Genomic DNA, 25816 nt, shown 5'->3' with positions numbered 1-25816 from the left:
ATCGATCACTTTCCTTCGCGGTGCATCGGAAGGTAGGACGACTCGATCACGATCCGAAACCACGGATCGACACCGATGTCACGCTTGTCCGCGTCCTTCAATGCAGCCAGCCATTCCTCGCCGGTTTGAGGTCGGTTCCCCGTACCGATCCTTCCGATGTCCTGCCAGACGGCGTCCTGTGCGGCGGCGAGGTCACCGCGTTTGAGGTCCAGGCCGGACTCGATGCCCTCGACGATGCGAACGGCATCAGGTGTTGCGTCGGCGCCTTTGACGCAAGCGGAAATCACGGCGCTCAGTTGTGGATCCGGGAAGTAGATACTCAACTCCCGCAAGACATCATCGGGGTCGTCGGGAGTGTGAACCTTGTTCAGCAGGTATGTTCCCGCCGCCAGCGCATGCCGCAGGTGGTGGGGCAGACGCTCGGCCGGATCGGCAGGTCCCTTGTCTGCCGTCAACCGAACCGACACCGGCTGGTCGCTGTCGGGATGTCCGACGACGAGAATCAGCGACGGCGACAACCGCGCCAGTCGATCCGCGACCCGGCGGCGCTCGGCGGTGGCGCGATGCCAGTTGAAATACCACAGCGCCCGCAGGTGTAGGTATGTCAGTTGCACCGCGTACGCCCCGACGATGCGGTAGCCGTGGTCGCGCAGCCAGGTGATCGCGGACCCCATCGATCCGGTGACCGCCGCATCAGGCTTGAGGAGCATCAACCCATGGTCATGAGCGAAGGCGCGTTGATCGACCTTCATCGCCGCCAGTGCATCGCACGTCTCGATGAAGTAGGTGTCCAGCTCGTACCGGCTATCGGTGCTGATCATGCGGAGCTCCTCTTCGCCTGCAGACTGGCCAGAATCTCGGCCACCGACGGCTCGGGCCGGCCCAGATAGCCGGTGCGCAAGCAGGAGTCGAGGAGGCGGCGGAAATACCCGGGGCCGATGGCGGGCGGCGTCACACCCAGGCGTTCGCGGGTGTTGGTGCTGTCGAACTCCAGCCGGCGCCGCAGATAGCTCGTATAGAGCACTCCGACCTTTTGGTAGTACCGACGCTCGATCTCGTCGAGCTCGAACTCGCTGAAGGTGCTCGGCGGGACGAAGTCAGGAATGCGGAACGACGGATACTCGGCGAGGACGTCGGAGACGGTGCGCAGTGACAGCGAGTTGGCGCCTACCGCATGGAAGGTGCGCCCGACGTTGTCGTTGAACTTCTCGACCGCGGCGACGATGACATCGGCGACATGGCCGATCGGAACGAGACCCAAGGTCGCCGAATAGTTTCCGGGAAGTGTCCGTAACTTGCCTTCGACGATGACCTTGAGGAGTTGGTAAATGTGCTTGTAGGACTGGGTGTTCCCGGTGCGGTAGTCACCGGTCACGATGCCGGGACGCACGACGACCGATCGCAGTCCGGCCGCGCGGACCAGCTGTTCGGCCCGATACTTGCTGTGTTCGTAGTCATTGCTGAACTGCTGGCCGATGTCGAGCTGATCCTCGCGGAACACCCCCTCGGTTTCGCCACAGACATACGTCGTGCTCACGTACACGAAGCCGGCGTCGAACCGGTGGGCCAGCGCAAGCGCATTGGCGGTGCCGTCGACATTGAGCTCGGTGTAGCGGTGCTCCGGCAACCCGAAGTCGGTGACGGCAGCCGAATGGACCACAAGGTCAACCTCGTTGGCGAGCTCCGACACCGTCTGCCGGTCGAGGCCGAGGTCTTCGGTGCGGACGTCACCCGTCAACGCTCGCGCTCCGGGAACCGGCCGGTCGTGGGTCAGCGCGATCACGGTGTGCCCACGCCGGGACAGGCGGGCGACGACGTCGCCGCCCACGTGGCCGGCGGCACCGGTGACCAAGATCGTACTCATGTCGGTTCCTTGTGTGCCTCAACGAGTTTCACCAGATCTCCCACCGTGGCGACGCCGGCTAGCAGTTCCTGATCGAGCTGTGGCAGCTCGAAGGCACGCTCAACGGCGATCGACAGTTCGAGGAGCCGTAGCGAGGTGAACCCGAGATCCCCGATCAAGGCGCTGCCCAGGTCCGGTTCCCCTGCGGTATCGGGAGCCATCGCGGCGACGAGCTCCAGAACTTCTGTGCGGACGTCGGTCATTGCACTGGCCTCACCGATGGTTGGGCGCCCCCACTGGCCAGCAGATCGCGGGTCTCGTCGAGTTCGACGTAGGCATCGAAGTATCCGCCCATCCGCAACCAGTGGTATCCGTACCGGATCGTCCGCTGCCACTCATCCCGGGACGAGAACGACGACGGGAAGTTCTCCCCGCAGGTCACCTTTCGCACATCCGCGACGAAGGCGTCCAGATCGGTGTGCACGCACGATGCGTCATCGGAATCACCGATAGACAGCTCGGTCAGCCGGCGAGCTGCGTCCGCCAGCTCCGCATGCTCGGGCACCAGCAGGTCAAGCCTGTTCAGCAGCACCGGGTCGGCGGGCAGCGGCGTGATTCCCCAGGCGCTGGCCAGAATTCGCACCGCCATCATCACGATCCGCCGTCCACACAAGGAGGCGACCTGCCACTGACCGTTCTTGACCGCACCGCAGAAATCCTCGCGGGCGTTCTCGAGCACCATGTTCGCCAGCAACAACGCACCCGCACATTCGGCGAATGCTCGTGCACCCAAGGGTGATCGGGCGATCGGCTGGTCCGTGACAGCCCCATCGATCGTGACCACCGGACGATGATCGGACGGCAGCGGTGTCAGCGGCCGGCCGGGCGTGCACATCGCCGCAACGGGGGTGATAGCTCCCACACCCCGCCAAGCCAGGGCGACGAGCCCGTGATCGACGAAGAGGCGCACATCGTCGGCGGCAGCACGCGTCTCGGCGAGTGACTGCCCGAAGATCACCTGCCGCCACGAGTCAGCGCACGCAGCGGACAGCACGAACACATCGGCCTTATTGCGCACGACGTGGGTCGCCGATCCGATCGGCCACGTGGTGACGTTCGGTACCCGCCGCAATACGACGTTCGCCGGATCCAGAGTCACCCTGGGTCCACCGAGTCGCACGGCCAGTGCCAGCGCTCGCTCGATGAAGTCGCGCCTCGACTCCGCTGACGGATGTGTGGCGTCGAGGGCCTCATAGTCGTCGAGTAGAGCCACCACCGTGTGGTCGGCATTATCGCGGAGGCGCGACATCTGCTCCGGCAGCCATTTGATTTCGATGTACCCCTCACCACGCGTGGCGAGGAACGCTTTCATCTGCTGTGCCAGGCCTTCTCGGGCCCATGTCACCGCCTCGCGCTCGTCACCGAGCACGGTCAGCGCGACGCAGTAGCGGAGGCACCCGACAGATCGCCTGCGCCACCACGCGCTCAGCAGATCGGTCAGCTCGGCATACGACACGATGTCGAGGAGCTGCCCGTAGTCCGGTCCCATGTACAGCGGGATGCCGCGAAGGAAACGCTGCACCCGGTTGAGCACATCCTCGGACACACCGGCGATCGAACCCTTGTCAATGGCTCGCCTGACCTTGAGTAGCCGTTCGCGGATCTGCTCGTGTGACTGAGCCCGAACCTCGACCCGGCGGCCATCCACGAAGAGAACCGTGGGCATCACCGCCTGCTTGGTCGCGCCCGGCACGAGCAACAGGAAGTCGATATCGGAGCCTTCGTTGCCGAATCCCTCGGCGAGCGAACCCTCGAAATGCACTGTCGCGTCGTCAGGAATGACCGCAAGTTCGCGGGTCTTCTCGAAGAGGGTCCGCACCCGTTCGAGTTGCTGCGCTTCGCGACCGGCTCCGGCGATGGCGAGCAATCGCGCCCTCGCGAAACGACCCGCCTGCCACTGTTGCCACATGTGCGCCCTACGCGGCTTGCCGCTCGACGTACGGGCCACCGATCCGCGCGGAGTGCTGATCAGCCACAACGGTGTTTCGTCACCGAGACTGGCCTGCAGTGCCCTGAGTGCGGCGGTGATCATGTCGGCGGTCACCTTCGTGTGTTCGATGAACACCGCGACGCCGCGACGCTCGGCCTCGTTGACCGCGACGGTGACGACGCGGCTCGGCTCGAGTTCCAGGGCGGCGGCGGTCGTCACATCCAGATCCTCGGTGAACACGGTGCGCCCGTTGACCTTCAGACTGGTTCCCATCCGGCCCAGCACGTGCAACTGTCCGTCGAGCAGGAACCCGGCGTCCCCGGTGCGTAATTCGTCGCCGACGAACCGGGTCGAGCTGTCGGTGTTGCCGTGATAGCCCTGGGCCACCGACGGTCCGGTCAGAACGATCTCACCCAGCACCCCGTCACCCAATCGCTCACCGGACTCATCAGCGATCCAGACCTCGTGACCCGGAGCAACCTTGCCGACGGAGACCACCCAGTCGCTACCGGAGTCGGTGGTGATATCGCCTGCCACGCGGGCGAGCACCCGGACCGGTTCGCCGTAGCGCAGCGCGGATCGGTCGACCCTAACCATCGTGTGCGGTTCGCCCAGGCGGTGGGAGGTGGCGAACAGGGTGTGCTCGGCAAGCCCGTAGGACGGCATGAATGCATCTGGGTAAAAGCCGTGCCCCGCAGTCAGATCGGTGAACGCACGCAGGTGGGCGGGATTGATCGGCTCAGCACCGACGACCAGTGTGCGCAGCCTCGACAGATCGATGTCGCCGAGATCTTCCGGTTTGAGCCTGCGACTGGTGTAGACCAGTCCGAACGACGGTGACGCGGTGTGCTCCGAGTTGGCGGCGGCCTTCAGCCATCGCAGGGGGTCGCGAATGAACTGATCGGGACGCATCAGCTGCAGATCTCGCTGCCGGGTCATGGCCTGGAAGAGCACCCCAATCAATCCCATGTCGTGATACAGCGGCAGCCACGAGACCCCGACCTGGCCGTCGGCCATACCGCAGAGTTCTTCCATGACGTTGAGGTTGGTGGCCAGGCTGCGCCAGCTGATGCTGGCACCGCGGGGTGCGCTCGTCGACCCGGAAGTCATCTGCAGCAGCACCGAGGGCGCCGGGTCGGCCAGCTCTGTCAGCGGGTCGCAATCCGGAACACCATCGAGTGCAATCAGTTTGGGCTCGGAGGTCAGTCCGGTGATCGCACGCCGCGCCAACTCGGTGAAGGCCGACGACGCCACCATGGCGCTGCAGCCCGATACTCCGAGAATTCCGTGCAGATGGGCCGTGTACTGGTCGGCGGGCTGAAACATCGGCGGCACGATCGGGGTGAGAGTCGCACCCGCGGCCAGCACACCGAACATGGTCGAGAGGCACAACCCGGATGTCGGCATCAGGACGCTGACGACATCACCCGGCCGGACACCCTCGTCGATCAACCGGCGCGCAATCCGCAGCGCGTGGTCCGCCAACTGGTGGTAGGTGGCGAAGTCCCACCCGCCGGTGTCGTTCGCCAGGTGGATTCCGGTGTGGTCACGCGGTTCCATCAGCCAGCCGCGAATCCTGGTTACGTCGTTCATGATTCGGGCTCTTCCAACAGCACGACGCGGCCGCTGGCGCCGTCGACGCTCACCGTCATCCCGGTGCGAATCGCGTTGGTCAGCCCGTCGATCTGCACCACGGTCGGCACTCCCAGTTCGCGGGCGATGATCGCCACATGCGTGAGTGGGGAGGCACGCTCGATGAGCAATGCGGACGCAAACGGCAGGGCGGCCGCCCAACCCGGATCGGTCCGGTACGCCACCAGGATGCCGCTGGAGAAGTCCTGAGGCTTCTCCACCACGACCGCACGGCCAGTCACCACACCCGGACTGGAGGGCGTCCCGGTGAGTACCGTCCCGGCGGGCGCATGTGTCGAGTCTTCGGACAGCCGCCAGCCGGCCTCTGCGAGTTCGCGCTCCGAGTAGTCCGAGCCGGTCGTCGTAAACCGGGCGGGCGCGGCAAACCGTGCATAGTTGTCCTGCAGGCGTTTCCGGCGGCGGATCACGGCCTGCGCCTCGGCCGTGGTCATTGCATTCTCGTACAAATCGAACAGCTCGTCGATGCGCAGCAGGAAGACATCGGACCGGCTGTGGATCGTGCCCCGCTGTTCGAGCTCTCGACCCATCACGCCCACAAGCGATTTCAGGATGCCGAAGCCCTGGGTGCGGCAGAAGCGGAGGTGTTCACGGTGGGTCGCCGCCCGCTGGATCTTCCTCCTCAGCGCATCGAATACTCTTCGGCGCCGTCCCCGCAGGTGCGCGTCGAGGTAGTCTCGGGCCGAATCCCCGGTGTTCTCCCGGGTTTCGGCGGTGTCCATCCGCAACAAATGGAAGATGCCTGCCGGGTCTTGCCGCAGATCGGGTGTCTCGAGCTTGAGCTCGTCGAGACACCGGTAGCCGTACCTGTCGATGTAATCATCGATCTTGCGATGCAGCTCCGGCCATATCGGTGACTCGTCCTCCTGCGCCCGAAGGGCGAGTTCGGCATAGGCGACCGAGGGTTCGACCGACGCGATGAACGTGTGGAGGTCCGGATGCTCCCGGACGAACGCGGAGATATCGGCCAATTCCTTGGCCGGCTCGACCGATATCACGTCGGGCTCAGGATTGACCACCGCGAACTGGACCCATTCGGGCGCACCCCGCAAGAAGAGCTTGGTCAGCACGGCCAGCGAGCCGACCATGGTCAGCAGCATGGCGTCGAGCACCATCATCGGACCCCAGAGGTCGGCGACCTCGTCGTAGATCTGACGGAACATCCGATACGCGGAAGGACCGTCCATGGCCGAAACATTCATCAGTCCGTGGCGTTCGATGAAGTCGACGAACGTCTCGTCGAAGTCCTCGACCATGGCATCGACGGTTCGGATGCTGCGGGCGTAGGTGAGGGTGGTGCGCGCCCGGGATATCGCTTTTTCGACGGGATTGGCAAAGCTGAACGGACGCAACAGCTTCGCGGTCTTGCGGTCGAGCGGCTCACTGACGCCGAGCGCGACCTCCAAAACCCGGCGGTTCAGCGGATACCCCGGCGCGATGCCCACCATTCGGTACCAGTGCAGCAGGTTGTAATAGACGTGGCCGTTGAATTGGCCCAGCATCACCGGCAGCCAGGACTCCATCTGCTCAAGCTGTGCGGGTGGGACTTTCAGGCTGCGAGCATAGGACCGGTAGACGTCGCCGTAGAGTTTGCGGGCCGTGGTGAAGGTCAACGGCGACGTCACTCCGGCGAAGCTCTCGATGATGTTCGAGTTGTCCCAGATGCGGACTTCGTCGCATGCCTCACCGGAATGCTCTGGTTCGCAGTCGGTGTGGAGCTCGAGAGTGGTCACCGGTCGGGACTGCAGGATCCATGTGCCGGCTTCGTCGGCGGCCCATTCGACGTCTTGCGGAAACCCGAAATGCTGCTCGAGCCGAATACCCAACTCCAGCAACGTGTCACGGACTGCTGGACTGATACTGGTTTGCCGTTGACATTCGGCGGGCACATCGACGGTGGCGACCCCACCACCGGCGGTGCTGACCATCATCTCGCTCTTGGCGCACACCGTCTCGTCGACGACCAGACCGGTGCCCTTGTCGATACTGACGGAGTCCGAGTCGACGGCGCCGGAGACGAGCCCTTCGCCCAGGCCCAGCACCCCGTTGATCACGACGCGGTCTGTCGAACCCGTGAGCGGGTCCGCGGTGAACATGACCCCACTGCTGCGCGGCGTCAACGATCGCTGGACAACGACGGCGAGGGCAACGTCGTGGAAGTCGAGTCCCCGGACATGGCGGTACTGCGTCGCCCGTTGGGAAAAGGCCGAGGCCCAGCAACGTCGGACAGCGTCCTCGGTGGCATCGAGTCCGGCGACATTCAGAAAGGTGTCGAACAATCCCGCGAACGAATCGCGGTCACCGTCTTCCTGCCGCCCCGAAGAACGCACCGCGACCGTCTCGGCGTCCACGTACTCGAGGGCCGCAGCAACGGCATCCCGAATCTCGGCGGGGATGGTCAACTCGCGAAGGGCGGTCTCGGCGGACGCCGCCTCCCGAAGGCGCTCGGCCAGTGTCAGTGGCGCTTCGCTGATGCTCACGCCGGCGGCTGCCAGAGCCGCGTCGAAGGCGTCCGTTCCGAGAACCGCCCACCGTGGCACGGGAAAACCGGCAGCCGTCAGCTCGCACAGGTTGTGGGCCTTACCACCTGCCTGCGTTCGCATCTGCTCGCCGGGCGCTTGCCCGGTTAGAAGGATTGGCACCGCGCGCCCCTCACGTCCGTTCGGCGAATCTCATCCGATGAGTTCGCGTGCCGACGTTAAGGATCGAGCTCCGCTACCGGTCCCAATTTTCAAGCGAATTGAATTCATATCTGGCATGACCGTTCCCCCGACAGGTAAAGCCCCTGGTCCCTTTCGGCACCACCATTGGCTGAATGCTTACCACACCGAGGCGCACCGCGGCGGGCAGACGCAGCAAATTAACAATCTGGTCTGCCCGGCGGTTTTGGTCACGGGTAATGCGTTATTCGACGGGCCGTTTCACGGCGGCCCGAACCTCAGGTCCTGACGACGGACAGCCTCGCCAGATTGGCCAGCGAATTGTCCAGATGCGAGACCGGGAACGGCGGGAACACGATGTTCTTCCGGATCTCGTCGGTGGCGCCCGACCAGTCGTACGTCAGGGTGACGAGGGTCTGCCGGTCGCCGACGGGCTCGAGGTCATAACGCCACGTCCAGCCGCCGAGCTCGATCCTGCCGTCCTCCTGCAATCCCCCGGGCGCCCAGCCGATGGCACGGTCGGGTTCGAGCACGGTGACCTGGTTGGCCATCTCGTAATGCTTGTCGGGGTGGTTGTCGTGGTACATCGCGATGCGGAAGATCTGTCCGACCTCGGTCAGTTCCCGGCCGTCGTCGAGCGGTTCCCGCACCCAGCCGGTGCCGTCGATGTCGCCATGGGTTTTCGGGTCGGCCAGCACCCGGAACACGGCGGCCGGGGGCGCGTCGACGGTGGTGGTCACAATCAGAATTTCAGTCATACCAAGACAGACCAGTACGACCGGCAAAACTCATCGCCCAGCGTCACACCCGCGTCACGCTCGACGCCGACGGTGTCTCTGGCGTGACGATCGGCGACTAGAGCTCCAGCAACCTCGGCAGGTCGGCGACGGAGTCGATGACGTGATTGGGCTGCATGGCGAATTCGTCTGCCGCCCAACGGTCAAGGGTGTCCTGGCGGAACTTGCCGGTGCGCACCAGCACACCGGTCATCCCGACCACCTGCGCGGCCAGCACGTCGTTGTTGAGGTCGTCGCCGACCATGTACATCTCGTCGGGGTCGACGCCCAGCCGGGCGGCCGAGGCGAGGAACCCGGCCGGCGCGGGCTTGCCGACGCCGGTGGCCTTGCGCCCCGATGTCTCTTCCATACCGATCAGGTACATGCCGGTGTCGATCCGCAAACCTTCGGTGGTCGTCCACGCGGTGCTGCGGTGCATGGCCACCACTGGCACCCCTTGGGCCATCCACTCATAGACCCGGCTTAGCGTGCGGTGGCTGTACTCCGGACCGGCGCCGCCGAGCAGGATCACGTCGGGAACCTCGGAGCCGGCGTCGTAGTCTTCCGAGTCGACGATGTCGATGCCCGGCATGTCGTCGGTGATCTGACCGTTGTTGACCAGGAAGCAGCGCGCGTCGGGATAGTTGGCCCGCACGTAGTCGGCGGTCAGCGCGGCCGCGGTGATGACCTCGTCGGGCCGCACATCGATTCCGGCATCACACAACGCCGATGCGATCTGCTGGCGGGTCCGGGTGGTGGTGTTGGTCAGGTAGGACCGCGCGATCTGCCGAGCGGCCAGTACCGCCACCGCCTCGGCCGCGCCCGCGATCGGCTTCCACGAGGTCACCAGGACGCCATCGATGTCGAACAACACCCCACCGATAGCCATACCGCGACAGTAAACGGCCACCGACCGTCCGCAACTCGGGCCGTCTATCGTCAAGCCATGAGCGCAGGAAAGTGGACCGAGGCAGACGTCCCCGATCAGAGTGGACGCGTCGCGATCGTCACCGGCTCCAACACGGGGCTCGGCTTCGATACCGCCCGCGTGCTGGCGCAACACGGGGCTCGCGTGGTGATGGCTGTTCGCGACACCGCCAAGGGCGAGGCGGCCGCAGGCCAGATCCGGCGCGTTGCGCCGTCGGCCGAGGTGACGGTGCACAAGTTGGATCTGGGCTCGCTGGCATCGGTGCGCGAGGCCGCGGCCGAGCTGGGCAGCGCCTATCCCCGCATCGATCTGCTGATCAACAACGCCGGGGTGATGTACCCGCCCAAGCAGACCACCGCCGACGGCTTCGAGTTGCAGTTCGGCACAAACCATCTGGGCCACTTCGCGCTCACCGGTCTGTTGCTGAACAACCTGCTGCCCGTCGACGGGTCGCGGGTGGTCGTGGTGGCCAGCGTCGCGCACAACATCCGCGCCAAGATCGCCTTCGACGATCTGCAGTGGGAACGCCGCCGCTACGAGCGGGTGGCGTCCTACGGCCAGTCGAAACTGGCCAATCTGATGTTCGCCTACGAACTGCAGCGCCGGCTGGCCGCTGCCCACGCCAAAACCATCGCGGTCGCCGCACACCCGGGCGTCTCGGACACCGAACTGATCCGTCACGTCCCGGGCTCCTCGCTTCCCGGCGTCAAGCTGATCAGCGGCCTGCTGTTGAACAGCGCGGAAATGGGTGCGCTGGCCACGCTGCGGGCCGCCACCGATCCGGCCGTCCGGGGCGGCCAGTACTACGGGCCCGACGGATTCCGCGAGCTGCGCGGCCATCCGAAACTGGTGACCTCCAGCAAGCAGTCCCACGACCGGGACATCCAGCGGCGTCTGTGGACGGTGTCCGAAGAGCTGACCGGCGTCACCTTCCCGATCTGATGCGCACCGTCGAAGAACATCAGCGGGTCGTCGCCGACCTCATCACTGCACGTGCGACGGCGACGGTCGGGTTGGCCGACGCCGAGGGACTGGTCCTGGCCGCCGATGTGGCGGCACCGCTGTCGCTACCGGTGTTCGACAACTCCGCGATGGACGGCTACGCCGTACACGCCGAGGACGTCGCCGCCGCCTCCGACGCAACCCCGGTGAAACTGCCTGTCGCCGAAGATATTCCAGCTGGGCGCGTGGACCGCTTGACGTTGGCGGCGGGTACCGCGCACCGGATCATGACCGGCGCGCCGCTGCCCGCCGGTGCCACCGCGGTGGTGCCGGTCGAGGCCACCGACGCAGGGACCGACACCGTCGAGATCCGCATCGCGCCCAAGCCCGGTCAGCATGTGCGCCGCGCGGGCGAGGATGTGACCGCCGGGACGACGGTGCTGCGGGCCGGTCAGGTGGTGACGCCGGCCGCGCTGGGATTGGCCGCCGCACTGGGACTGGGTTCGCTCACCGTGCAGCCGCGGCTGCGGGTGCTCGTGATGTCGACCGGTTCGGAGCTGGTGTCCGCGGGCACCGAACTGCAACCGGGCCAGATCTACGAGTCCAACGCGATCATGCTGGCCGCCGCGGTCCGCGAAGCCGGCGGAGAAGTGGTGGCCACGCCCACCTCGAGCGACGACGTCGCGCAGTTCAGCACCGTGCTCGAGGGTTACGCCGGGCAGGCCGACCTGATCATCACCACCGGCGGCGTGAGCGCCGGCGCGTACGAGGTCGTGAAGGACGCGTTCGGCGCGGGAGCCGTGGAGTTCGTCAAGGTCGCGATGCAGCCCGGCATGCCCCAGGGTGCGGGACGAGCCGCGGGCACCTCGATCATCACGCTGCCCGGCAACCCGGTCAGCGCACTGGTGTCCTTCGAGGTGTTCGTCCGGCCTGCCCTGCGCGCGGCGATGGGATTACCCAACCCGCACCGGCCGCGGCGCACCGCCGTGCTGGCCGACGACCTGACGTCACCGAAGGGCAAGCGCCAGTTCCGCCGCGGGGTGTACGACGCCGCGGCAGGCACCGTCACCACCTACGGGCCGCCCGCATCGCACCACCTGCGCTGGCTGGCCTCGGCGGACTGTCTGCTGGAGATCGCCGAGGACGTCACCGAGATGGCCGCGGGCGAGCAGGTCCAGCTCTGGGACCTGTCGTAGGTCCTCACCCGCCGGTTCACAGCGCGCACGTAGAATCGTCGCCGATGGCCAGACGCCCCCGCACCGCGGAAGACAACATGAAGTCCGGCCCCCAGCGGCTGGTCGCGCTGGTGCGTTCCTCCGTTCCCCCTGTTCACCCCGCCGGCCTGCCGTTCATCTCGGCAGGTCTGGCCGTGGCGGCCGTCGGCCGCAAGAACCGCTGGCTGCGCCGGGCGGGGCTGGCGGCGGCCGCCGCCAATGCCGGCTTCTTCCGGCATCCCCCGCGGAATCCACCGAGCCGTCCCGGCGTGGTGGTGGCCCCGGCCGACGGTTTGATCTGCCTGGTCGAAGAGGCCGAACCCCCGGCCGAGCTCGGCCTGCCCGCCGGCCCGCGCCCGCGGATCAGCATCTTCCTGTCGCTGCTCGACGCGCATGTGCAGCGTCTGCCGGTGGGCGGTGAGGTCATCGCCGTGGAGTACCGGCCCGGTCGCTTTCATTCCGCCGACCTGGCGGCGGCCAGCGAGGACAATGAACGCAACAGCGTGCTGATCCGCACGCCGGAAGGACGGGAAGTGGTGGTCGTACAGATCGCCGGCCTGGTCGCGCGTCGAATCATCTGCGATCTGCACGCCGGTGACAAGGTCGCGATCGGCGACACCTATGGACTGATCCGGTTCGGCTCGCGGTTGGACACCTACCTGCCCGCCGGGTCGCAGATCCTGGTCGAACCCGGTCAGCGCGCGCTCGCCGGCGAGACGGTGTTGGCGCAGCTGCCGTGATCAAACCCCGCCCGCGCCCGCTCATCAGCACCCGTCTGCTGCCCAGCGCCGTCACGGTGCTGGCCATCTGCCTCGGGCTGACGTCGGTGAAGTACGCCCTGGACAATCGGCCCACCGAATCGATGGCCTTCCTGGCCGCCGCCGCCATCTTGGATGCCCTCGACGGTCGCATCGCGCGGGTGCTCAAGGCCACCTCCCGGATGGGCGAGGAGATCGACTCGCTGGCCGACGCGGTGAATTTCGGTGTGGCACCGGCATTTATCGTCTATGCCCTGCTGCTGGCCGACACCCGCATCGGCTGGGTGGTGGTGCTGCTCTACGCGGTGTGCATCGTGCTGCGACTGGCCCGCTACAACGCCCTGCTGGACGCCGATCTGCCCGCGTACACCAAGGAGTACTTCGTCGGCATGCCCGCACCCGCCGGCGCGATCGGCGCGATCGGCCCACTGGCGGCCAAGATGCAGTGGGGCGACGGCTGGTGGACGTCGTACTGGGCGGTGTCGATCTGGATGGTGGGCGTCTCCCTGCTGGTGGTCAGCCGCCTCCCGATGCGCAAGGTGCACACCTTCACGGTGCGGCCCAACATGGTGGCCCCGCTGCTGGCGTTGCTGGCCATCGGCGTTGCCGCCGCGTTCGTCTTCCCCTATCTGGTCATCCTGGTGATCATCGCCGCCTACGTCGTGCACATCCCGTTCGCGTTCCGTAGCCAGCGCTGGGTCGCCGCGCATCCCGAAGCGTGGAACGACCAGCCCCGCCAGCAGCGCGCCGCGCGCCGCGCGATCCGCCGGGCCAAGCAACCCACCCGGCGGCGGTCGGTGGCCAGGCTGGGCCTGCGTAGACCGGGCGGGTAGCGCGTGCCCTCGAATTTGGCGCTGACGGCACGGTTGAACACCTCGGCGCTGGACTCCCGGCGCGGTGTGGTGCGGCTGCATCCGGAGGCCATCGCCGCGCTCGGCATTCGGGAATGGGATGCGGTGTCGCTCACCGGTTCCCGCACCACCTCCGCCGTCGCCGGAATCGCCCCACCGGACACCCCGGCCGGCACCGCACTGCTCGACGATGTGACGCTGTCCAATGCCGGCCTTCGTGAGGACACCACCGTGCTGGTGGCGCCGGTCACCGTGTACGGCGCACGCTCGGTCACGCTGCGGGGCTCAACGCTGGCCACCCAGTCGGTGTCGTCGGCGACGCTGCGCCAGGCGCTGCTGGGCAAGGTGATGACCATCGGTGACACCGTCTCGCTGCTGCCGCGCGATCTGGGCCCGGGAACGTCCACCACCCAGGCCAGCTCGGCCCTGGCGTCGTCGGTGGGCATCACCTGGACCTCGGAGCTGCTGACCGTCACCGGCACCGATCCGGCCGGACCGGTGAGCGTGCAACCGAATTCGTCGGTCACCTGGGGTGACGGCGTGACGCCTGCGGCCGGTGTGTCGGGCTCGACCGCGGCGGTGAGCCAACCCATGGTGTGGCCGGAGGCTCCGGCTGTGTCGGTCGACGACCTCAAGGGCCAGCACGTGCAGGCCGGCCGGCTCACGGAATGGCTCAAGCTCGCTTTGGATCAGCCGGAGTTGCTGGAAAAGCTTGGGGCCAAGCCGAATCTGGGTGTGATGGTCACCGGCCCGGCCGGGGTCGGCAAGGCCACGCTGGTACGCGCGGTGTGTGCCGGGCGGCGGCTGGTCGAGCTCGACGGGCCCGATACCGGCGCGCTGGCGGCTCAGGACCGGCAACGGGCGGTCGCCGACGCGGTCGCGACGGTCATCAATGGTGGTGGCGTGCTGCTGATCACCGATATCGACGCACTGCTGCCCAGCCCCGCGGAGCCGGTGTCGGCGATGATCCTCACCGAACTGCGGAAGGCCGTCGCCGCACCCGGTGTGGTTCTGGTGGCCACCTCCCAGAAGCCCGACGCAGTCGACCCGCGGCTGCGCGCTCCGGACCTGTGCGACCGCGAGCTCGGCTTGAGCCTGCCGGACGGCGCCACTCGCAAAGCGCTGTTGGAGGTGCTGCTGCGGGATGTGCCCGCCGACAACCTGTCGCTGGACGAAATCGCCGAGCGCACACCGGGATTCGTCCGCGCGGATTTGGCTGCTCTGGTGCGCGAGGCGGCGCTGCGGGCGGCCGCCCGCGCCAGTGAGGACGGCAAGCCGCCCGCGCTCACCCAAGAGGACCTCAAGGGGGCGCTGAGCGTCATCCGTCCGCTGTCACGCTCGGCCACCGAGGAGGTGACCGTCGGGTCGGTCACCCTCGACGACGTCGGCGACATGGTGGAGGTGAAGCAGGCCCTCACCGAGGCGGTGCTGTGGCCGCTGCAGCATCCGGACACCTTCGCCCGCCTGGGCGTCGACCCGCCCCGAGGCGTGTTGCTCTACGGCCCGCCCGGCTGCGGCAAGACCTTCGTGGTGCGGGCGCTGGCCAGTTCGGGCCGGTTGAGTGTGCATGCGGTCAAGGGTGCCGAGCTGATGGACAAGTGGGTCGGCTCGTCGGAGAAGGCCGTCCGCGAATTGTTCCAGCGGGCAAGGGATTCCGCGCCATCGCTGGTGTTCCTCGACGAGATCGACGCGCTCGCGCCACGACGCGGGCAGAGCTTCGACTCCGGCGTGACCGACCGGGTGGTCGCCGCACTGCTGACCGAGCTCGACGGCATCGAGCCGCTGCGCGACGTGGTGGTGCTCGGCGCGACCAACCGGCCGGACCTGATCGACCCGGCGCTGCTGCGTCCTGGCCGGCTGGAGAAGCTGGTGTTCGTCGAGCCGCCCGATGCCGATGCGCGCCGCGAAATCCTGCGCACCGCAGGTAAATCCGTGCCGCTGTCACCCGAGGTCAACCTCGATGCGCTGGCCGCCGATCTGGACGGCTACAGCGCCGCCGACTGCGTGGCACTCCTGCGCGAGGCCGCGCTGACCGCGATGCGCCGCTCGATCGACGCCGCCGACGTCACCGCCGATGATGTGGCCAAGGCCCGCGAAACGGTGCGGCCGTCGCTGGACGCGGCTCAGGTGGAATCGCTGCGGGCGTTTGCAGCGGGGCGCTAACCCTTTTCGGCGAGCGCGGCAAGGCGGTCGATCGAGGCCCGCAGTTTGTCGGCCGTGGTGGCCTGCGCCCGTGGGAGTCGCTCGGGGTCGTTCAACTCGGTCCAGTCGTAGGTGTGCGTGACCACGGTGGTCCCGTCATCAGCCGCCTCGAGCTGCCAGCGCCACAGGTGTCCCGGCGGGGCGGAGTCCGGCTCCGACGGGCGCCACGCGATCAGGCGGCCCTCGTCGAACTCGACGACGTGGTTCTCCCGGACCGGGCCGTGACTCAGCGTCATCACGAACACGTCCCCCACGGCGCGCACTCGTTGACCCGGCGCAGCCTGCGCGAGGTTGTCGTTGCCGTCCCATTCCGGCTGGCGTGCCGGGTCGGCGATCAGTTCGAAGATGCTCGCGGCGGGTGCGGCAATCCGCTTGCTCGCGCTGACGATTTTGTCCTGCTCGACCATGCCGCCATTCAACAACACCCATTGACAGTCCACTACTGACATGTCAGAGTTGGACGGTATGAGCATCGCCGCTATCCGGGTCGGAGATCGCGACCGGGAAAATACCGCTGACCTGCTGTCCCTGGCCCTCGCTCAGGGATACTTCGATCTTGCCGAGTACGAGACTCGGGTCCAAGCCGCATTCGCCGCGGAAAGCGCCGACCAATTGCGCCGCGTGCTGGCCGACCTACCGGTCGACCACGTGCGACGGAGCGACCCCCGTCGCATCGCGGCCCGCAAGAAGGCCGCCCGCGCCTCGGTGCGGTTCCACCTGGCCGGCTACCTGGCGATGGTCGCGATCGTCCTGGCGGTGTGGCTGGCCGTCGCGCTCACCACCGGTGAGACCGCATACTTCTGGCCGGTCTGGCCGATCCTCGGCGGGGCCATCGGACTGCTGGGCCACATACTTCCGGTGCGCACCTTCTGCCGGTAGCAGTACTCCGATCGGTGGACAGCGGTTTCGTCCTCTCAACCCACCGATCGGCCGACGCGCGCACCAAGATTCTGCGGGATCCTTACTGCCACTGGCACATCGGGCACCGGCAGAAGGAACATCATGACCGCGACATTGAACATACTGCGTGACAAGCTGTTCCAATTCGACTGGGGCCGCAACCGCGACGGGTGGGAATTCGAGATCCACAATCAAACCCCGGTCGACCTCGTGCCGATCTACTTCGGAACCTCGAACATCGACCGGGCCGACGGCCCGATCAAGGCCGGCCAAATTGGTTACGCCAAGGGCATCAAGAGTTCGTCGCCGCCCTTCCTCTTCGATGGTCCGGCCAACGCCGACCTCGGGTATCGGTGCGGGTCGACCAGCGCCCGGATCTCCATCGCGGCCTACGCCGACGGCACCATCACCCGCGAGATCGCGCAGGACTACGACCAGCGCATGTCGGTCGATTTCCCCGACACCCCCGGCGACCGGCCGCAGGTTGTCGTCTTCAGTTGGCCCGATCTCTGGGGGCCGAACTACAACGGCTGGGAGTTCGAGCTCACCAACACGTGCGACCACGACCTGATCTTCGTTCCGGAGATCACCACCAACGTCGCGAGCTGTCCGCCCCGGATCGCTTCGGGCGCAACAGGATTACTCAAGGGCAAGCGCCGCGCCAAGGGTGGCCCGGCGAACTGCAACTTCGCGTATCGGCACCCCGACCACCTGTCGAACGCGGGCGGAATTGCCATCGCCGCGAGCGGCGATGCCACCAGAGCCCGCATGACGGGAAGCGCGTCGGGCACGACCGACATCCTCTACACCGCGAACCCGGCGGCCAATGCCGTGCAAACCGTGACGTATTTGCAGCGCTAGACCGGCTCGCCGGAATGGGCCGCCAATAGGGCCCGAACCGATGTCGCGACATCGGTCCGCACCCACGCCGGCATCCCGTCGTCATGCGCGTGCCGACGCACCACGGCGTAGGGCAGGTCGACCACCGCCCTGGTCACGGCGTCAACGCTGCGCGCGTCCCCACGTCCGTACAACTGGCGAGCCAGCTCCGTCACCCGAGCCACGAGCGGCGCATTCATCGCTGCCAACGTGGTGGTGAACTCGGGGTCGGGTTCGGCGTCGCGCAGATCATCGGGGCGGATGGTCAGCAGCAGCCGCGCGTCCTCGGCGCAGTCCCGCGCGAAGTCGACCGTTGCCACCGCCATCTGGACCGCCACCTCCAGCGGATCCGAGCCGGACGCCGCCATCGCGCGGGCCTGAAAGCGCTCCAGCGCACGCAGCCATACCGCCGTCACCACACCGTCGCGATTGCCGAACCGGTGATACAGCGTGCCCACCGGCGCGCCACTGACTTTGGCGATGGCGGCGACGCTAGCCGCTCGCGGCCCCTCGGCTAGGACGAGCCGGCGCGCCGCATCCAGGATGGCGTCGGTTTCATGCTTCCGCGGTGGTGCCACGATCTAGTACAGTCCTTCTATATGGAACGTTTACCCTATATCGATGAGCATGCCATAACCGTTCCCGCGAATCGGGCAACGACGTGGCACGCGGTACTGCGAACGATGTGCAGCAACCCTGACGACCCCACGACGGTCCCGTTCGGGTTCACCCTCGACACCGCCGAGCAACCGGACCGCTTCGCCCTAAGAGGCCGGCACTGGTTCGCGAAGTACAAGCTGATCTTTCTGCTCACGGACACCGACACGGGAACCCGGGTGGCGGCGCAGACCTGGGCGGCCTTTCCTGGCTTCAAGGGGAAGATCTACCGAGCCCTGGTGATCGGATCGGGTGGGCACCGGGTGGTCGTCCGCCGGATGCTGAAACACATTGCCGAGCAAGCACTTTCAGCACCGACACCGCAACGCTGAGCACAACCGCACTCTGACCGGAGATTCTGCCGCGCCGTCAACCACGTAGACTGCTGTCAGGACATAGCCGAAAACCTTTGGCTGACACCCCGACCGACCGGTAGATCATCTGACGCGCTGGCGTCCTCAGATCGACGACGCGCTTGCGCGTCCATTAGAGCGGAGTGCCATGCTCGTCATCCTGATCGCGCACGCGATCGCCGCCGCCGTGGCGCCGGCGCTCGTGTGGCGATGGGGACGGCTGGCCTTCTATCCGCTTGCCCTGGTGCCCGCTGGGTCGCTGGTCTGGGTCGGGCTCAACTGGCCGCGCGCCGGCCAGTCCGCCGCCCGAGTGGATATCCCCTGGGTGCCCGAGCTGTCGATGAACATCACCCTGCGCTTCGACACGCTGACCGCGATCATGAGCGTTCTCGTTCTGGGCATCGGCGCGCTGGTGCTGTTCTACTGCGCGGAGTACTTCCACCACCGAGACGGCCACACCGAGAACCGACTGCCCAGCTTCGCCGCGGAGCTCGTCGCGTTCTCCGGGGCCATGTTCGGCTTGGTGGTCAGCGACAACATGCTGCTGCTCTACACGTTCTGGGAACTGACCACGGTGTTGTCGTTCCTGCTGGTCGGCCACTACGCGGAGCGCGCCACCAGCCGTCGGGCCGCCATGCAGGCCCTGCTGGTCACCACCGCCGGTGGGCTGGCCATGCTGGCTGGCATCGTCATCCTCGGCCATTCCGCCGGCACTTACCTGCTCTCCGAATTGGTGGCCGACGCCCCGCACGGCACCGCCGTCGCGGTCGGCATCGTCCTTGTCCTCGTCGGCGCGCTGTCCAAGTCCGCGATCGTGCCGTTCCACTTCTGGCTGCCGGGCGCGATGGCCGCGCCGACCCCGGTCAGCGCATATCTGCATGCGGCCGCGATGGTCAAGGCAGGCGTGTACCTGATCGCGCGGCTCACGCCGGGGTTCGCCGACTCCCCCGGCTGGCGCCCCACCGTGATCACGCTCGGTGTGCTCACCATGCTGCTGGCCGGCTGGCGCGCGGTCCGAGAGAACGACCTCAAGCTGATCCTCGCGTTCGGCACGGTCAGCCAGCTCGGCTTCATCACCGTGATGGTCGGCGGCGGCGGTCAGGACCTGATGCTGGCCGGGCTGGCCATGCTGTGCGCGCATGCGCTGTTCAAAGCGACGTTGTTCATGGTCGTCGGCGTCATCGACCATTCGACGGGCACCCGCGACATCCGGAGGCTGGCCTGGCTCGGCCACCGCATGCCGGGGTTGTTCGTCATCGCCGCCGGCGCGACCGCGAGCATGGCTGCTTTGCCACCCTTCCTCGGCTTCGTCGCCAAAGAGGCCGACTTCGAAACCATCGCGCACAGCCAATCCCTTGGCGGATGGGCGCCCGTCGTGCTCGCCGGCGTGGTGACCGGGTCGGTCTTCACCACCATCTACAGTCTGCGATTCCTGTGGGGTGCGTTCGCCCGCAAGGGATCTGGAGGTCCCACCATCCTGGTGGCCAACCTGCATCGGCCGCCGGTCACCTTCCTGGTGGCGCCCGCGATCCTGGCAGCGGCCGGACTGTTCTTCGGTCTGGTGCCCAGCCGCCTGGACAGCACCCTGGACGCCTACGCCGAGAGCGTGCCGGCCGCCGGCGCCGAGGACGGCCACTACACGCTGGAGTTGTGGCACGGCTTCGGCCTGCCGGTGCTGCTGTCGGCACTGGTGCTGGCGATCGGCATCGGGGCGTTCGTCAGCCGCGAGCGTCTGCGCCTGGCCCAGCTGGGCTCCTGGCTGCCGCTCGGCAACGCCGACCGGATCTACGACGCGGTGATCCGCGGCGCCGACGTTGCCTCGGTGCGGCTGACGGCCATCACCCAACGCGGATCGATTCCGGTCACCCAGTCGGTGATCCTGTCGACGCTCGTCCTCTTCCCCGTCATCGTCCTGGCGTTCGGTCCGCGCGACCACCCCGAAATCCGGCTGTGGGACTCGCTGGTTCAGCCGGTGGTGGGCCTGCTGATCCTGGCCGCCGCGATCGCCGCCACCGTGATGCGCAACCGACTGGCGGCGGTGCTGCTGGTCGGCATCACCGGTTACGGCTGCGGCGCGATCTTCGCCTTCCACGGCGCCCCCGACCTCGCCCTGACGCAATTTCTGGTCGAGACCCTGACCCTGGTGATCTTCGTGCTGGTGTTGCGCACCCTGCCCGCCGAGACCGAGGAGTCCCGGCGTTTCCGGCTGCCCCGGATCGGGCTCGCGCTGGCCGTCGGCGCGACCGTGACCACCCTGGCCGCGTTCGCGATGGCCGCCCGCACCGGCACCCCGATCGCCGATCTGCTGCCGGACGCCGCCTACTACCGCGGTCACGGATCCAACACCGTCAACGTGCTGCTGGTCGACATCCGCGCCTGGGACACCCTCGGGGAGATCTCGGTGCTGGTGGTCGCCGCCACCGGCGTGGCGTCGCTGGTATTCCGCAATCGCCGGTTCGGCGCCGCACCCCGAGTGGCCGACGCCGGTCAGCCCGACATCGGGACGCTGCCGGCAATGGCGTACAGCCCGGCCGTCGGCGACACCACCTGGCTGCGTGGCAGCGAACTGCGCGACCCACGCAACCGTTCGCTGGTGCTCGAGGTCGCGACCCGGCTGATCTTCCCGCTGATCATGGTGCTGTCGGTGTACTTCTTCTTCACCGGTCACAACACGCCCGGCGGCGGGTTCGCCGGCGGACTGACGGCGGGCCTGGCGTTGGTACTGCGCTATCTGGCCGGCGGGCGTTACGAGCTCGGCGAAACCCTGCCGCTGGACGCCGGGAAGATCCTCGGCGCGGGACTGGCGCTGTCGGGCGGCACCGCCGTCGGCTCGATGCTGATGGGTGCTCCCGCGTTGTCCTCAGCGGTGATCTCGCTGCAGCTGCCGCTACTGGGCACGGTGAAATTCGTGACCGCCTTGTTCTTCGACCTCGGCGTCTACCTGATCGTCCTCGGTCTGGTGCTCGACGTGCTGCGCAGCCTCGGCGCACGCATCGACGAGGAGCTGGCCACCGCTGCCCGCCCCGCGGTGAGGGCGAGGGCATCATGACCGTCTACCTGGTTCCCCTGATCATCATCGGTGGGCTCACCAGTTGTGGTGTGTACCTGCTGCTTTCGCGGAACCTGACCCGAATGTTGTTGGGCTTGCTGCTGGTTGGCAACGCGGTCAACCTATTGATCCTGACCGTCGGAGGTGAGGCCGGCAACCCGCCTATCCGCGGACGCAACAGCGGTTCGGAGACGACGACGGCCGACCCGCTGGCCCAGGGAATGATCCTGACGGCGATCGTCATCGCGATGGGGATCGCCGCGTTCGTGCTGGCGTTGACCTACCGGTCGTTCCGGCTGACGACGGAAGAAGAGGTCGGCAACGACCCGGAGGACACCCGCGTGTCGAAGCTGTCCGACTCCGAAGCGGCGGCGATCGACGAGGACGCGCCGCACCACGAGCCGGCCCGCGACACCGACGAGCCCGACGAACTCGACGCCCTGCCCGGACACGAGGGCTCGCGATGAGCCTCTCCGGTGTGTTGATGCCGCTGCCGGTGCTGATCCCATTGGTGGCGGCGGCGCTGACGTTGATCGCCGGCCGCAAACCGCGGCTGCAGCGGCTGATCGCGCTTGCCGCCCTGACCGGCGTGCTGGTGGTGTGCGCGGTGCTGCTGTACCTGACCGACCGTGACGGCACCCAGGCCCTGCACGTCGGTGGGTGGGGACCGACCGATGCGGGACTCGGACCGCTGGGCATCACCCTTGTGGTCGACCGGCTTTCGGCGCTGATGCTGGTGGTGTCGTCGATCGTGCTGCTGGCCGTCGTGTTCTACGCCATCGGGCAGGGTATCCGGGACGGCGACGACCGCCAGCCGGTGTCGATCTTCCTGCCCACCTATCTCGTGCTGTCGGCCGGCGTGTGCACGGCGTTCCTGGCCGGTGATCTGTTCAACCTGTACGTCGGATTCGAGGTGTTGCTGTCGGCGAGCTTCGTGCTGCTGACCATCGGCGCCAGCAAGGAGCGGGTGCGCGCCGGCATCTCCTACGTCATGGTCTCGATGGTGTCGTCGCTGATCTTCCTGATCGGCCTGGCACTGATCTACGCGACCACCGGGACGCTGAACATGGCCGAGTTGTCACTGCGGCTGCAGGACGTCACCACCGGCACCCGCAGCGCGATCTTCGCGGTGCTGCTGGTGGCGTTCGGCATCAAGGCCGCGGTGTTCCCGCTCTCGGCGTGGCTGCCCGACTCCTACCCCACCGCACCGGCGCCGGTCACCGCGGTGTTCGCCGGCCTGCTCACCAAAGTCGGTGTGTACGCGATCATCCGGGCGCACTCGCTGCTGTTCCCCGCGGGCCGGCTCGACAATGTGCTGTTGGTCGCGGCGCTGCTGACCATGCTGGTCGGCATTCTCGGCGCGATCGCACAGAGCGACATCAAACGGCTGCTGTCATTCACCCTTGTCAGCCACATCGGGTACATGGTGTTCGGCATCGCGCTGTCCAGCCGCCTGGGCATGTCAGGTGCGATCTACTACGTCGCACACCACATCCTCGTGCAGACCACGCTGTTCCTCGTCGTCGGGCTGATCGAGCGGCAGGCTGGGGCGTCCACCTTGCGACGCCTGGGTGGGCTGGCCGCCGCCAGCCCGCTGCTGGCATTCGTCTTCGTGGTACCGGCGCTGAATCTCGGTGGCATCCCGCCATTTTCGGGCTTCATCGGCAAGGTGGCGCTCTTGGAGGCGGGCACCGCCAACGGCTCGGTGCTGGCGTGGTTCCTGGTCGCCGGATCGGTGGTGACCAGCCTGCTGACGCTGTACGTGGTGGCCCGGGTATGGACCAAGGCGTTCTGGCGGTCGCGGGTCGACGCACCCGAAGGCGCCCTGGCCGACTCCGCACCCTCGGTGCTGCTCGATGACTACTCAGAGGACGTCGCCTTCGACGACCGCGGCGACGTCGGCCGCATGCCCGTCGGAATGCTTGTTCCGACAATGGCTTTGATCGCCGTCGGGTTGGCGTTGACGGTGGCCGCCGGACCGATCTTCGGCTACACCGACCGCGCGGCCAGTGAGGTGCTCGACCGCAGCCAGTACATCACCGCGGTGCTGGGGAACCACCGATGAGGGCGTGGGCACTTCGGATCTGGACGCTGGTGTGGTTGACGCTGGTGTGGCTGCTGCTGTGGGGCACCGTGTCGGTGGCCAACGTGCTGTCCGGACTGGCGGTGGCGCTGCTGATCACGCTGCTGCTGCCCCTGCCGTCGGTGCCGGTGCAGGGCCGGCTGCATCCGCTGTCGCTGCTGCGCCTGGCCCTGCATGTGACGTGGTGGCTGATGCAGTCCTCGGTGCAGGTGGCCTGGCTGGCAATCCGGCCGGGTAAGCCACCGCTGTCGGCAGTACTGCGCGGCCACCTGGCGCTGAAGTCCGATCTGGTTCTGGCCCTTGCGGTCAACATCATGAACCTCACCCCGGGGACGATCGTGCTGGAGATCGACCAGGCCCGCCGGCTGGTGTACGTCCATGTGCTCGACGTGGGATCCCAGCGCTCGGTGGAGCGGTTCTACCGGCAGCTGACGCAGTTGGAACAGCTGCTGATCGCCGCATTCGAGCGCAACTCCGAATGGCGGCCTGCGGCAAGCGAATCCGAAGAGGGGGTCCAATCGTGACAGTCGTGTGGGTGCTCTCGGGCGTGATGCTGGTCGCAGCCGCCGCGGTGACGATGATCCGGTTGCTGCTGGGTCCGAGCACCTTGGACCGCCTGGTGGCGGTCGACACCCTGGTTGCGGTGACGATGTGCGGCATCGGCACCTGGGCGGCGTTCAGCCTGGACACCACCGTCACCTACAGCCTGGCGGCGCTGGCCTTGATCAGCTTCGTCGGCTCCGTCAGCGTGGCCCGGTTCCGCGTGCCCGACATCGCGGGACGGGACGACCGATGAATGTCCTCGATCTGCTCGCCGCCGTTCTGGTGCTGGCCGGCTCCGCGCTGGCGCTGACCGCAGCCATTGGTGTGCTGCGCTTCCCGGACACCCTGACCCGCATGCACGCCGCCACCAAACCGCAGGTCCTGGGTCTGGTGCTGGTGCTCGGCGGCGCGACCATCCGGCTGTCCGGCAACGTCGACGTCGGCATGCTCGTACTGACCGCGATGTTCACCCTCATCACCGCGCCGGTGATCGCACACCGGGTCGGGCAGCTGGCCTACCGTGAACAGAAGGTCAGCGACGAACTGACGGTCGACGAGATGCGCGACGACAACACCGAGGGAGCGAACCGGGAACCGTGAGCCGAACCGACGACGACAGCTGGGACATCACCGAGGGAGTCGGCGCCACCGCATTGAGCGTGGCGCGGGCCCGAGCGGTCGAGGCCGACGCCCAATGCCCGCTCTACCTCGACCCGTACGCGCACTTCTTTGTCGAGGCCGCGGTCGAGGCGGGCTGGCGCTCACCGTTTTTGGACGACAACCCGGTACGGGCCCAGGCCATGGCCGCTTACATCGCCTCGCGCACCAAGTTCTTCGACGAGTTCTTCACCACCGCTGGCGCCAACGGACTGGACCAGGCCGTGATCCTGGCCGCCGGCCTCGACACTCGCGCCTGGCGGCTGCCCTGGATCAGCGACACGACGGTCTACGAGATCGACCAACCGAAGGTGCTCGAATTCAAGGAACGAGTGCTCGCCGAGCACCAGGCAAAGCCCGGCGCCTCGTATGCCGCGGTGGCGGTGGATCTGCGCCACGACTGGCCAACAGCGTTGCGCCAGGCCGGTTTTGATCCGGCCACTCCGACTGCGTGGTCGGCGGAGGGTCTGTTGCCGTATCTGCCTGCAGCCGCGCAGGATGCGCTGTTCGAGCAGATCGACGATCTGAGCGCCCCGGGCAGCAGGCTTTCGGTCGAGGCGTTCGGTGAGGTGTTCTACTCCGCCGAGCAGCTCGCCCGCCGCCAGGAACGGATGGCCGAGGCACGACGAGCCGCCGCCGAAACCGGCGGTCCCGAAATCCCGGACGTCACCCGGCTCTGGTACATGGAGGCGCGCACCGACGTCCACAAGTGGTTGACCGATCACGGTTGGGAGGTCACCGCGATCTCCGCGGTCGACCTGATGGAGCATTACAAGCGGCCCGCACCCGACGATCTCGAGGATCCCGTGCCCGACACCGTCCTGTTGGATGCCCGAAAGCTCTGAGCCCAGCGCATCGAGTCTGCGCCCAGTGCGCCGTCT

General features: G+C 67.2%; 24 protein-coding genes. 15 read left to right on the top strand and 9 right to left on the bottom strand.

The features are described 5' to 3' along the window. Positions 1 to 5: 5 nt before the first annotated feature. The 7 genes from K0O64_RS03275 to K0O64_RS03245 all read right to left on the bottom strand — a co-directional run bounded on the left by K0O64_RS03275 (position 6) and on the right by K0O64_RS03245 (position 9808). Positions 6 to 821 (bottom strand): nucleoside-diphosphate kinase, encoded by an 816-nt coding sequence (locus K0O64_RS03275; protein ID WP_096309822.1) that lies wholly within the window; start codon positions 819 to 821, stop codon positions 6 to 8. Then, entirely contained in the window at positions 818 to 1864 is a 1047-nt protein-coding gene (locus tag K0O64_RS03270; protein ID WP_220046036.1) for an SDR family oxidoreductase, read from the bottom strand. Before K0O64_RS03270 ends, K0O64_RS03275 begins: the two co-directional genes overlap by 4 nt. Then, positions 1861 to 2106: an acyl carrier protein gene (locus K0O64_RS03265; RefSeq protein WP_071947779.1), complete on the bottom strand. Its 246-nt coding sequence runs from the start codon at positions 2104 to 2106 to the stop codon at positions 1861 to 1863. Before K0O64_RS03265 ends, K0O64_RS03270 begins: the two co-directional genes overlap by 4 nt. Then, a complete protein-coding gene (locus K0O64_RS03260; RefSeq protein WP_220046035.1) occupies positions 2103 to 5426 on the bottom strand; it encodes an AMP-binding protein in 3324 nt (1107 codons plus the stop codon). Before K0O64_RS03260 ends, K0O64_RS03265 begins: the two co-directional genes overlap by 4 nt. Next, positions 5423 to 8125, bottom strand: coding sequence for a phosphoenolpyruvate synthase (locus tag K0O64_RS03255; protein ID WP_225933610.1), 2703 nt, complete (start codon positions 8123 to 8125; stop codon positions 5423 to 5425). The genes K0O64_RS03260 and K0O64_RS03255 overlap by 4 nt, the downstream gene beginning before the upstream one ends. A 296-nt stretch (positions 8126 to 8421) precedes the next feature. Continuing rightward, positions 8422 to 8901: an SRPBCC family protein gene (locus tag K0O64_RS03250; protein ID WP_096309817.1), complete on the bottom strand. Its 480-nt coding sequence runs from the start codon at positions 8899 to 8901 to the stop codon at positions 8422 to 8424. A gap of 97 nt (positions 8902 to 8998) precedes the next feature. Continuing rightward, positions 8999 to 9808, bottom strand: coding sequence for an HAD-IIA family hydrolase (locus tag K0O64_RS03245; RefSeq protein WP_071947783.1), 810 nt, complete (start codon positions 9806 to 9808; stop codon positions 8999 to 9001). 57 nt (positions 9809 to 9865) lie between these two features. On the opposite strand from K0O64_RS03245, the gene K0O64_RS03240 reads away from it, so the two are divergent. Genes K0O64_RS03240 through K0O64_RS03220 form a run of 5 tightly spaced genes read left to right on the top strand, consistent with a single transcriptional unit; the run spans position 9866 to position 15775 of the window. Next, a complete protein-coding gene (locus K0O64_RS03240) occupies positions 9866 to 10789 on the top strand; it encodes an SDR family NAD(P)-dependent oxidoreductase (protein WP_071947784.1) in 924 nt (307 codons plus the stop codon). Continuing rightward, entirely contained in the window at positions 10789 to 11985 is a 1197-nt protein-coding gene (gene moeA, locus K0O64_RS03235) for a molybdopterin molybdotransferase MoeA (RefSeq protein ID WP_071947785.1), read from the top strand. Before K0O64_RS03240 ends, moeA begins: the two co-directional genes overlap by 1 nt. Before the next feature lie 44 nt (positions 11986 to 12029). Next, positions 12030 to 12743: a phosphatidylserine decarboxylase gene (locus tag K0O64_RS03230; RefSeq protein ID WP_071947786.1), complete on the top strand. Its 714-nt coding sequence runs from the start codon at positions 12030 to 12032 to the stop codon at positions 12741 to 12743. Continuing rightward, positions 12740 to 13594, top strand: a complete 855-nt coding sequence (gene pssA, locus K0O64_RS03225) for a CDP-diacylglycerol--serine O-phosphatidyltransferase (RefSeq protein ID WP_071947787.1) — start codon at positions 12740 to 12742, stop codon at positions 13592 to 13594. The genes K0O64_RS03230 and pssA overlap by 4 nt, the downstream gene beginning before the upstream one ends. Before the next feature lie 3 nt (positions 13595 to 13597). Continuing rightward, complete coding sequence (locus K0O64_RS03220; protein WP_071947788.1) at positions 13598 to 15775, top strand: AAA family ATPase; 2178 nt, start codon at positions 13598 to 13600, stop codon at positions 15773 to 15775. On the opposite strand, the gene K0O64_RS03215 is transcribed toward K0O64_RS03220, so the two are convergent. Next, on the bottom strand, positions 15772 to 16221 hold the full coding sequence (locus K0O64_RS03215) for an SRPBCC family protein (RefSeq protein ID WP_071950116.1): 450 nt from the start codon (positions 16219 to 16221) through the stop codon (positions 15772 to 15774). The genes K0O64_RS03220 and K0O64_RS03215 overlap by 4 nt on opposite strands. 40 nt (positions 16222 to 16261) lie before the next feature. On the opposite strand from K0O64_RS03215, the gene K0O64_RS03210 reads away from it, so the two are divergent. Next, on the top strand, positions 16262 to 16693 hold the full coding sequence (locus K0O64_RS03210) for a DUF1707 domain-containing protein (protein ID WP_425574769.1): 432 nt from the start codon (positions 16262 to 16264) through the stop codon (positions 16691 to 16693). Between the two features lie 123 nt (positions 16694 to 16816). Continuing rightward, positions 16817 to 17575 carry a hypothetical protein gene (locus K0O64_RS03205; RefSeq protein WP_071947790.1) on the top strand — a complete coding sequence of 253 codons (759 nt, stop codon included), beginning with the start codon at positions 16817 to 16819 and terminating at the stop codon, positions 17573 to 17575. On the opposite strand, the gene K0O64_RS03200 is transcribed toward K0O64_RS03205, so the two are convergent. Further along, positions 17572 to 18171 carry a TetR/AcrR family transcriptional regulator gene (locus tag K0O64_RS03200; RefSeq protein ID WP_071947791.1) on the bottom strand — a complete coding sequence of 200 codons (600 nt, stop codon included), beginning with the start codon at positions 18169 to 18171 and terminating at the stop codon, positions 17572 to 17574. The two genes, K0O64_RS03205 and K0O64_RS03200, sit on opposite strands and share 4 nt — an antisense overlap. A 105-nt stretch (positions 18172 to 18276) precedes the next feature. On the opposite strand from K0O64_RS03200, the gene K0O64_RS03195 reads away from it, so the two are divergent. From K0O64_RS03195 to K0O64_RS03160, 8 genes are all read left to right on the top strand, one after another. Further along, positions 18277 to 18582: a hypothetical protein gene (locus tag K0O64_RS03195; RefSeq protein WP_225933609.1), complete on the top strand. Its 306-nt coding sequence runs from the start codon at positions 18277 to 18279 to the stop codon at positions 18580 to 18582. A gap of 169 nt (positions 18583 to 18751) precedes the next feature. Continuing rightward, positions 18752 to 21652 (top strand): Na+/H+ antiporter subunit A, encoded by a 2901-nt coding sequence (locus K0O64_RS03190; RefSeq protein ID WP_220046034.1) that lies wholly within the window; start codon positions 18752 to 18754, stop codon positions 21650 to 21652. Further along, positions 21649 to 22119, top strand: coding sequence for a Na(+)/H(+) antiporter subunit C (locus tag K0O64_RS03185; RefSeq protein ID WP_220046033.1), 471 nt, complete (start codon positions 21649 to 21651; stop codon positions 22117 to 22119). Before K0O64_RS03190 ends, K0O64_RS03185 begins: the two co-directional genes overlap by 4 nt. Then, positions 22116 to 23717 carry a Na+/H+ antiporter subunit D gene (locus tag K0O64_RS03180; RefSeq protein ID WP_071947795.1) on the top strand — a complete coding sequence of 534 codons (1602 nt, stop codon included), beginning with the start codon at positions 22116 to 22118 and terminating at the stop codon, positions 23715 to 23717. The genes K0O64_RS03185 and K0O64_RS03180 overlap by 4 nt, the downstream gene beginning before the upstream one ends. Next, complete coding sequence (locus K0O64_RS03175; protein ID WP_071947796.1) at positions 23714 to 24259, top strand: Na+/H+ antiporter subunit E; 546 nt, start codon at positions 23714 to 23716, stop codon at positions 24257 to 24259. The genes K0O64_RS03180 and K0O64_RS03175 overlap by 4 nt, the downstream gene beginning before the upstream one ends. Then, complete coding sequence (locus K0O64_RS03170) at positions 24214 to 24531, top strand: monovalent cation/H+ antiporter complex subunit F (protein ID WP_071947797.1); 318 nt, start codon at positions 24214 to 24216, stop codon at positions 24529 to 24531. The genes K0O64_RS03175 and K0O64_RS03170 overlap by 46 nt, the downstream gene beginning before the upstream one ends. Continuing rightward, complete coding sequence (mnhG, locus tag K0O64_RS03165) at positions 24528 to 24878, top strand: monovalent cation/H(+) antiporter subunit G (protein WP_071947798.1); 351 nt, start codon at positions 24528 to 24530, stop codon at positions 24876 to 24878. The genes K0O64_RS03170 and mnhG overlap by 4 nt, the downstream gene beginning before the upstream one ends. Next, positions 24875 to 25780 carry an SAM-dependent methyltransferase gene (locus K0O64_RS03160; RefSeq protein ID WP_071947799.1) on the top strand — a complete coding sequence of 302 codons (906 nt, stop codon included), beginning with the start codon at positions 24875 to 24877 and terminating at the stop codon, positions 25778 to 25780. The genes mnhG and K0O64_RS03160 overlap by 4 nt, the downstream gene beginning before the upstream one ends. The last annotated feature ends 36 nt before the right edge of the window (positions 25781 to 25816 follow it).

The sequence above is a fragment of the Mycolicibacterium pallens genome (genome assembly GCF_019456675.1).
Taxonomy (GTDB): Bacteria; Actinomycetota; Actinomycetes; order Mycobacteriales; family Mycobacteriaceae; genus Mycobacterium; species Mycobacterium crocinum.
The sequence above is the reverse complement of the archived record's forward strand: the minus strand, read 5'-3'. Positions and strand labels throughout refer to the sequence as shown.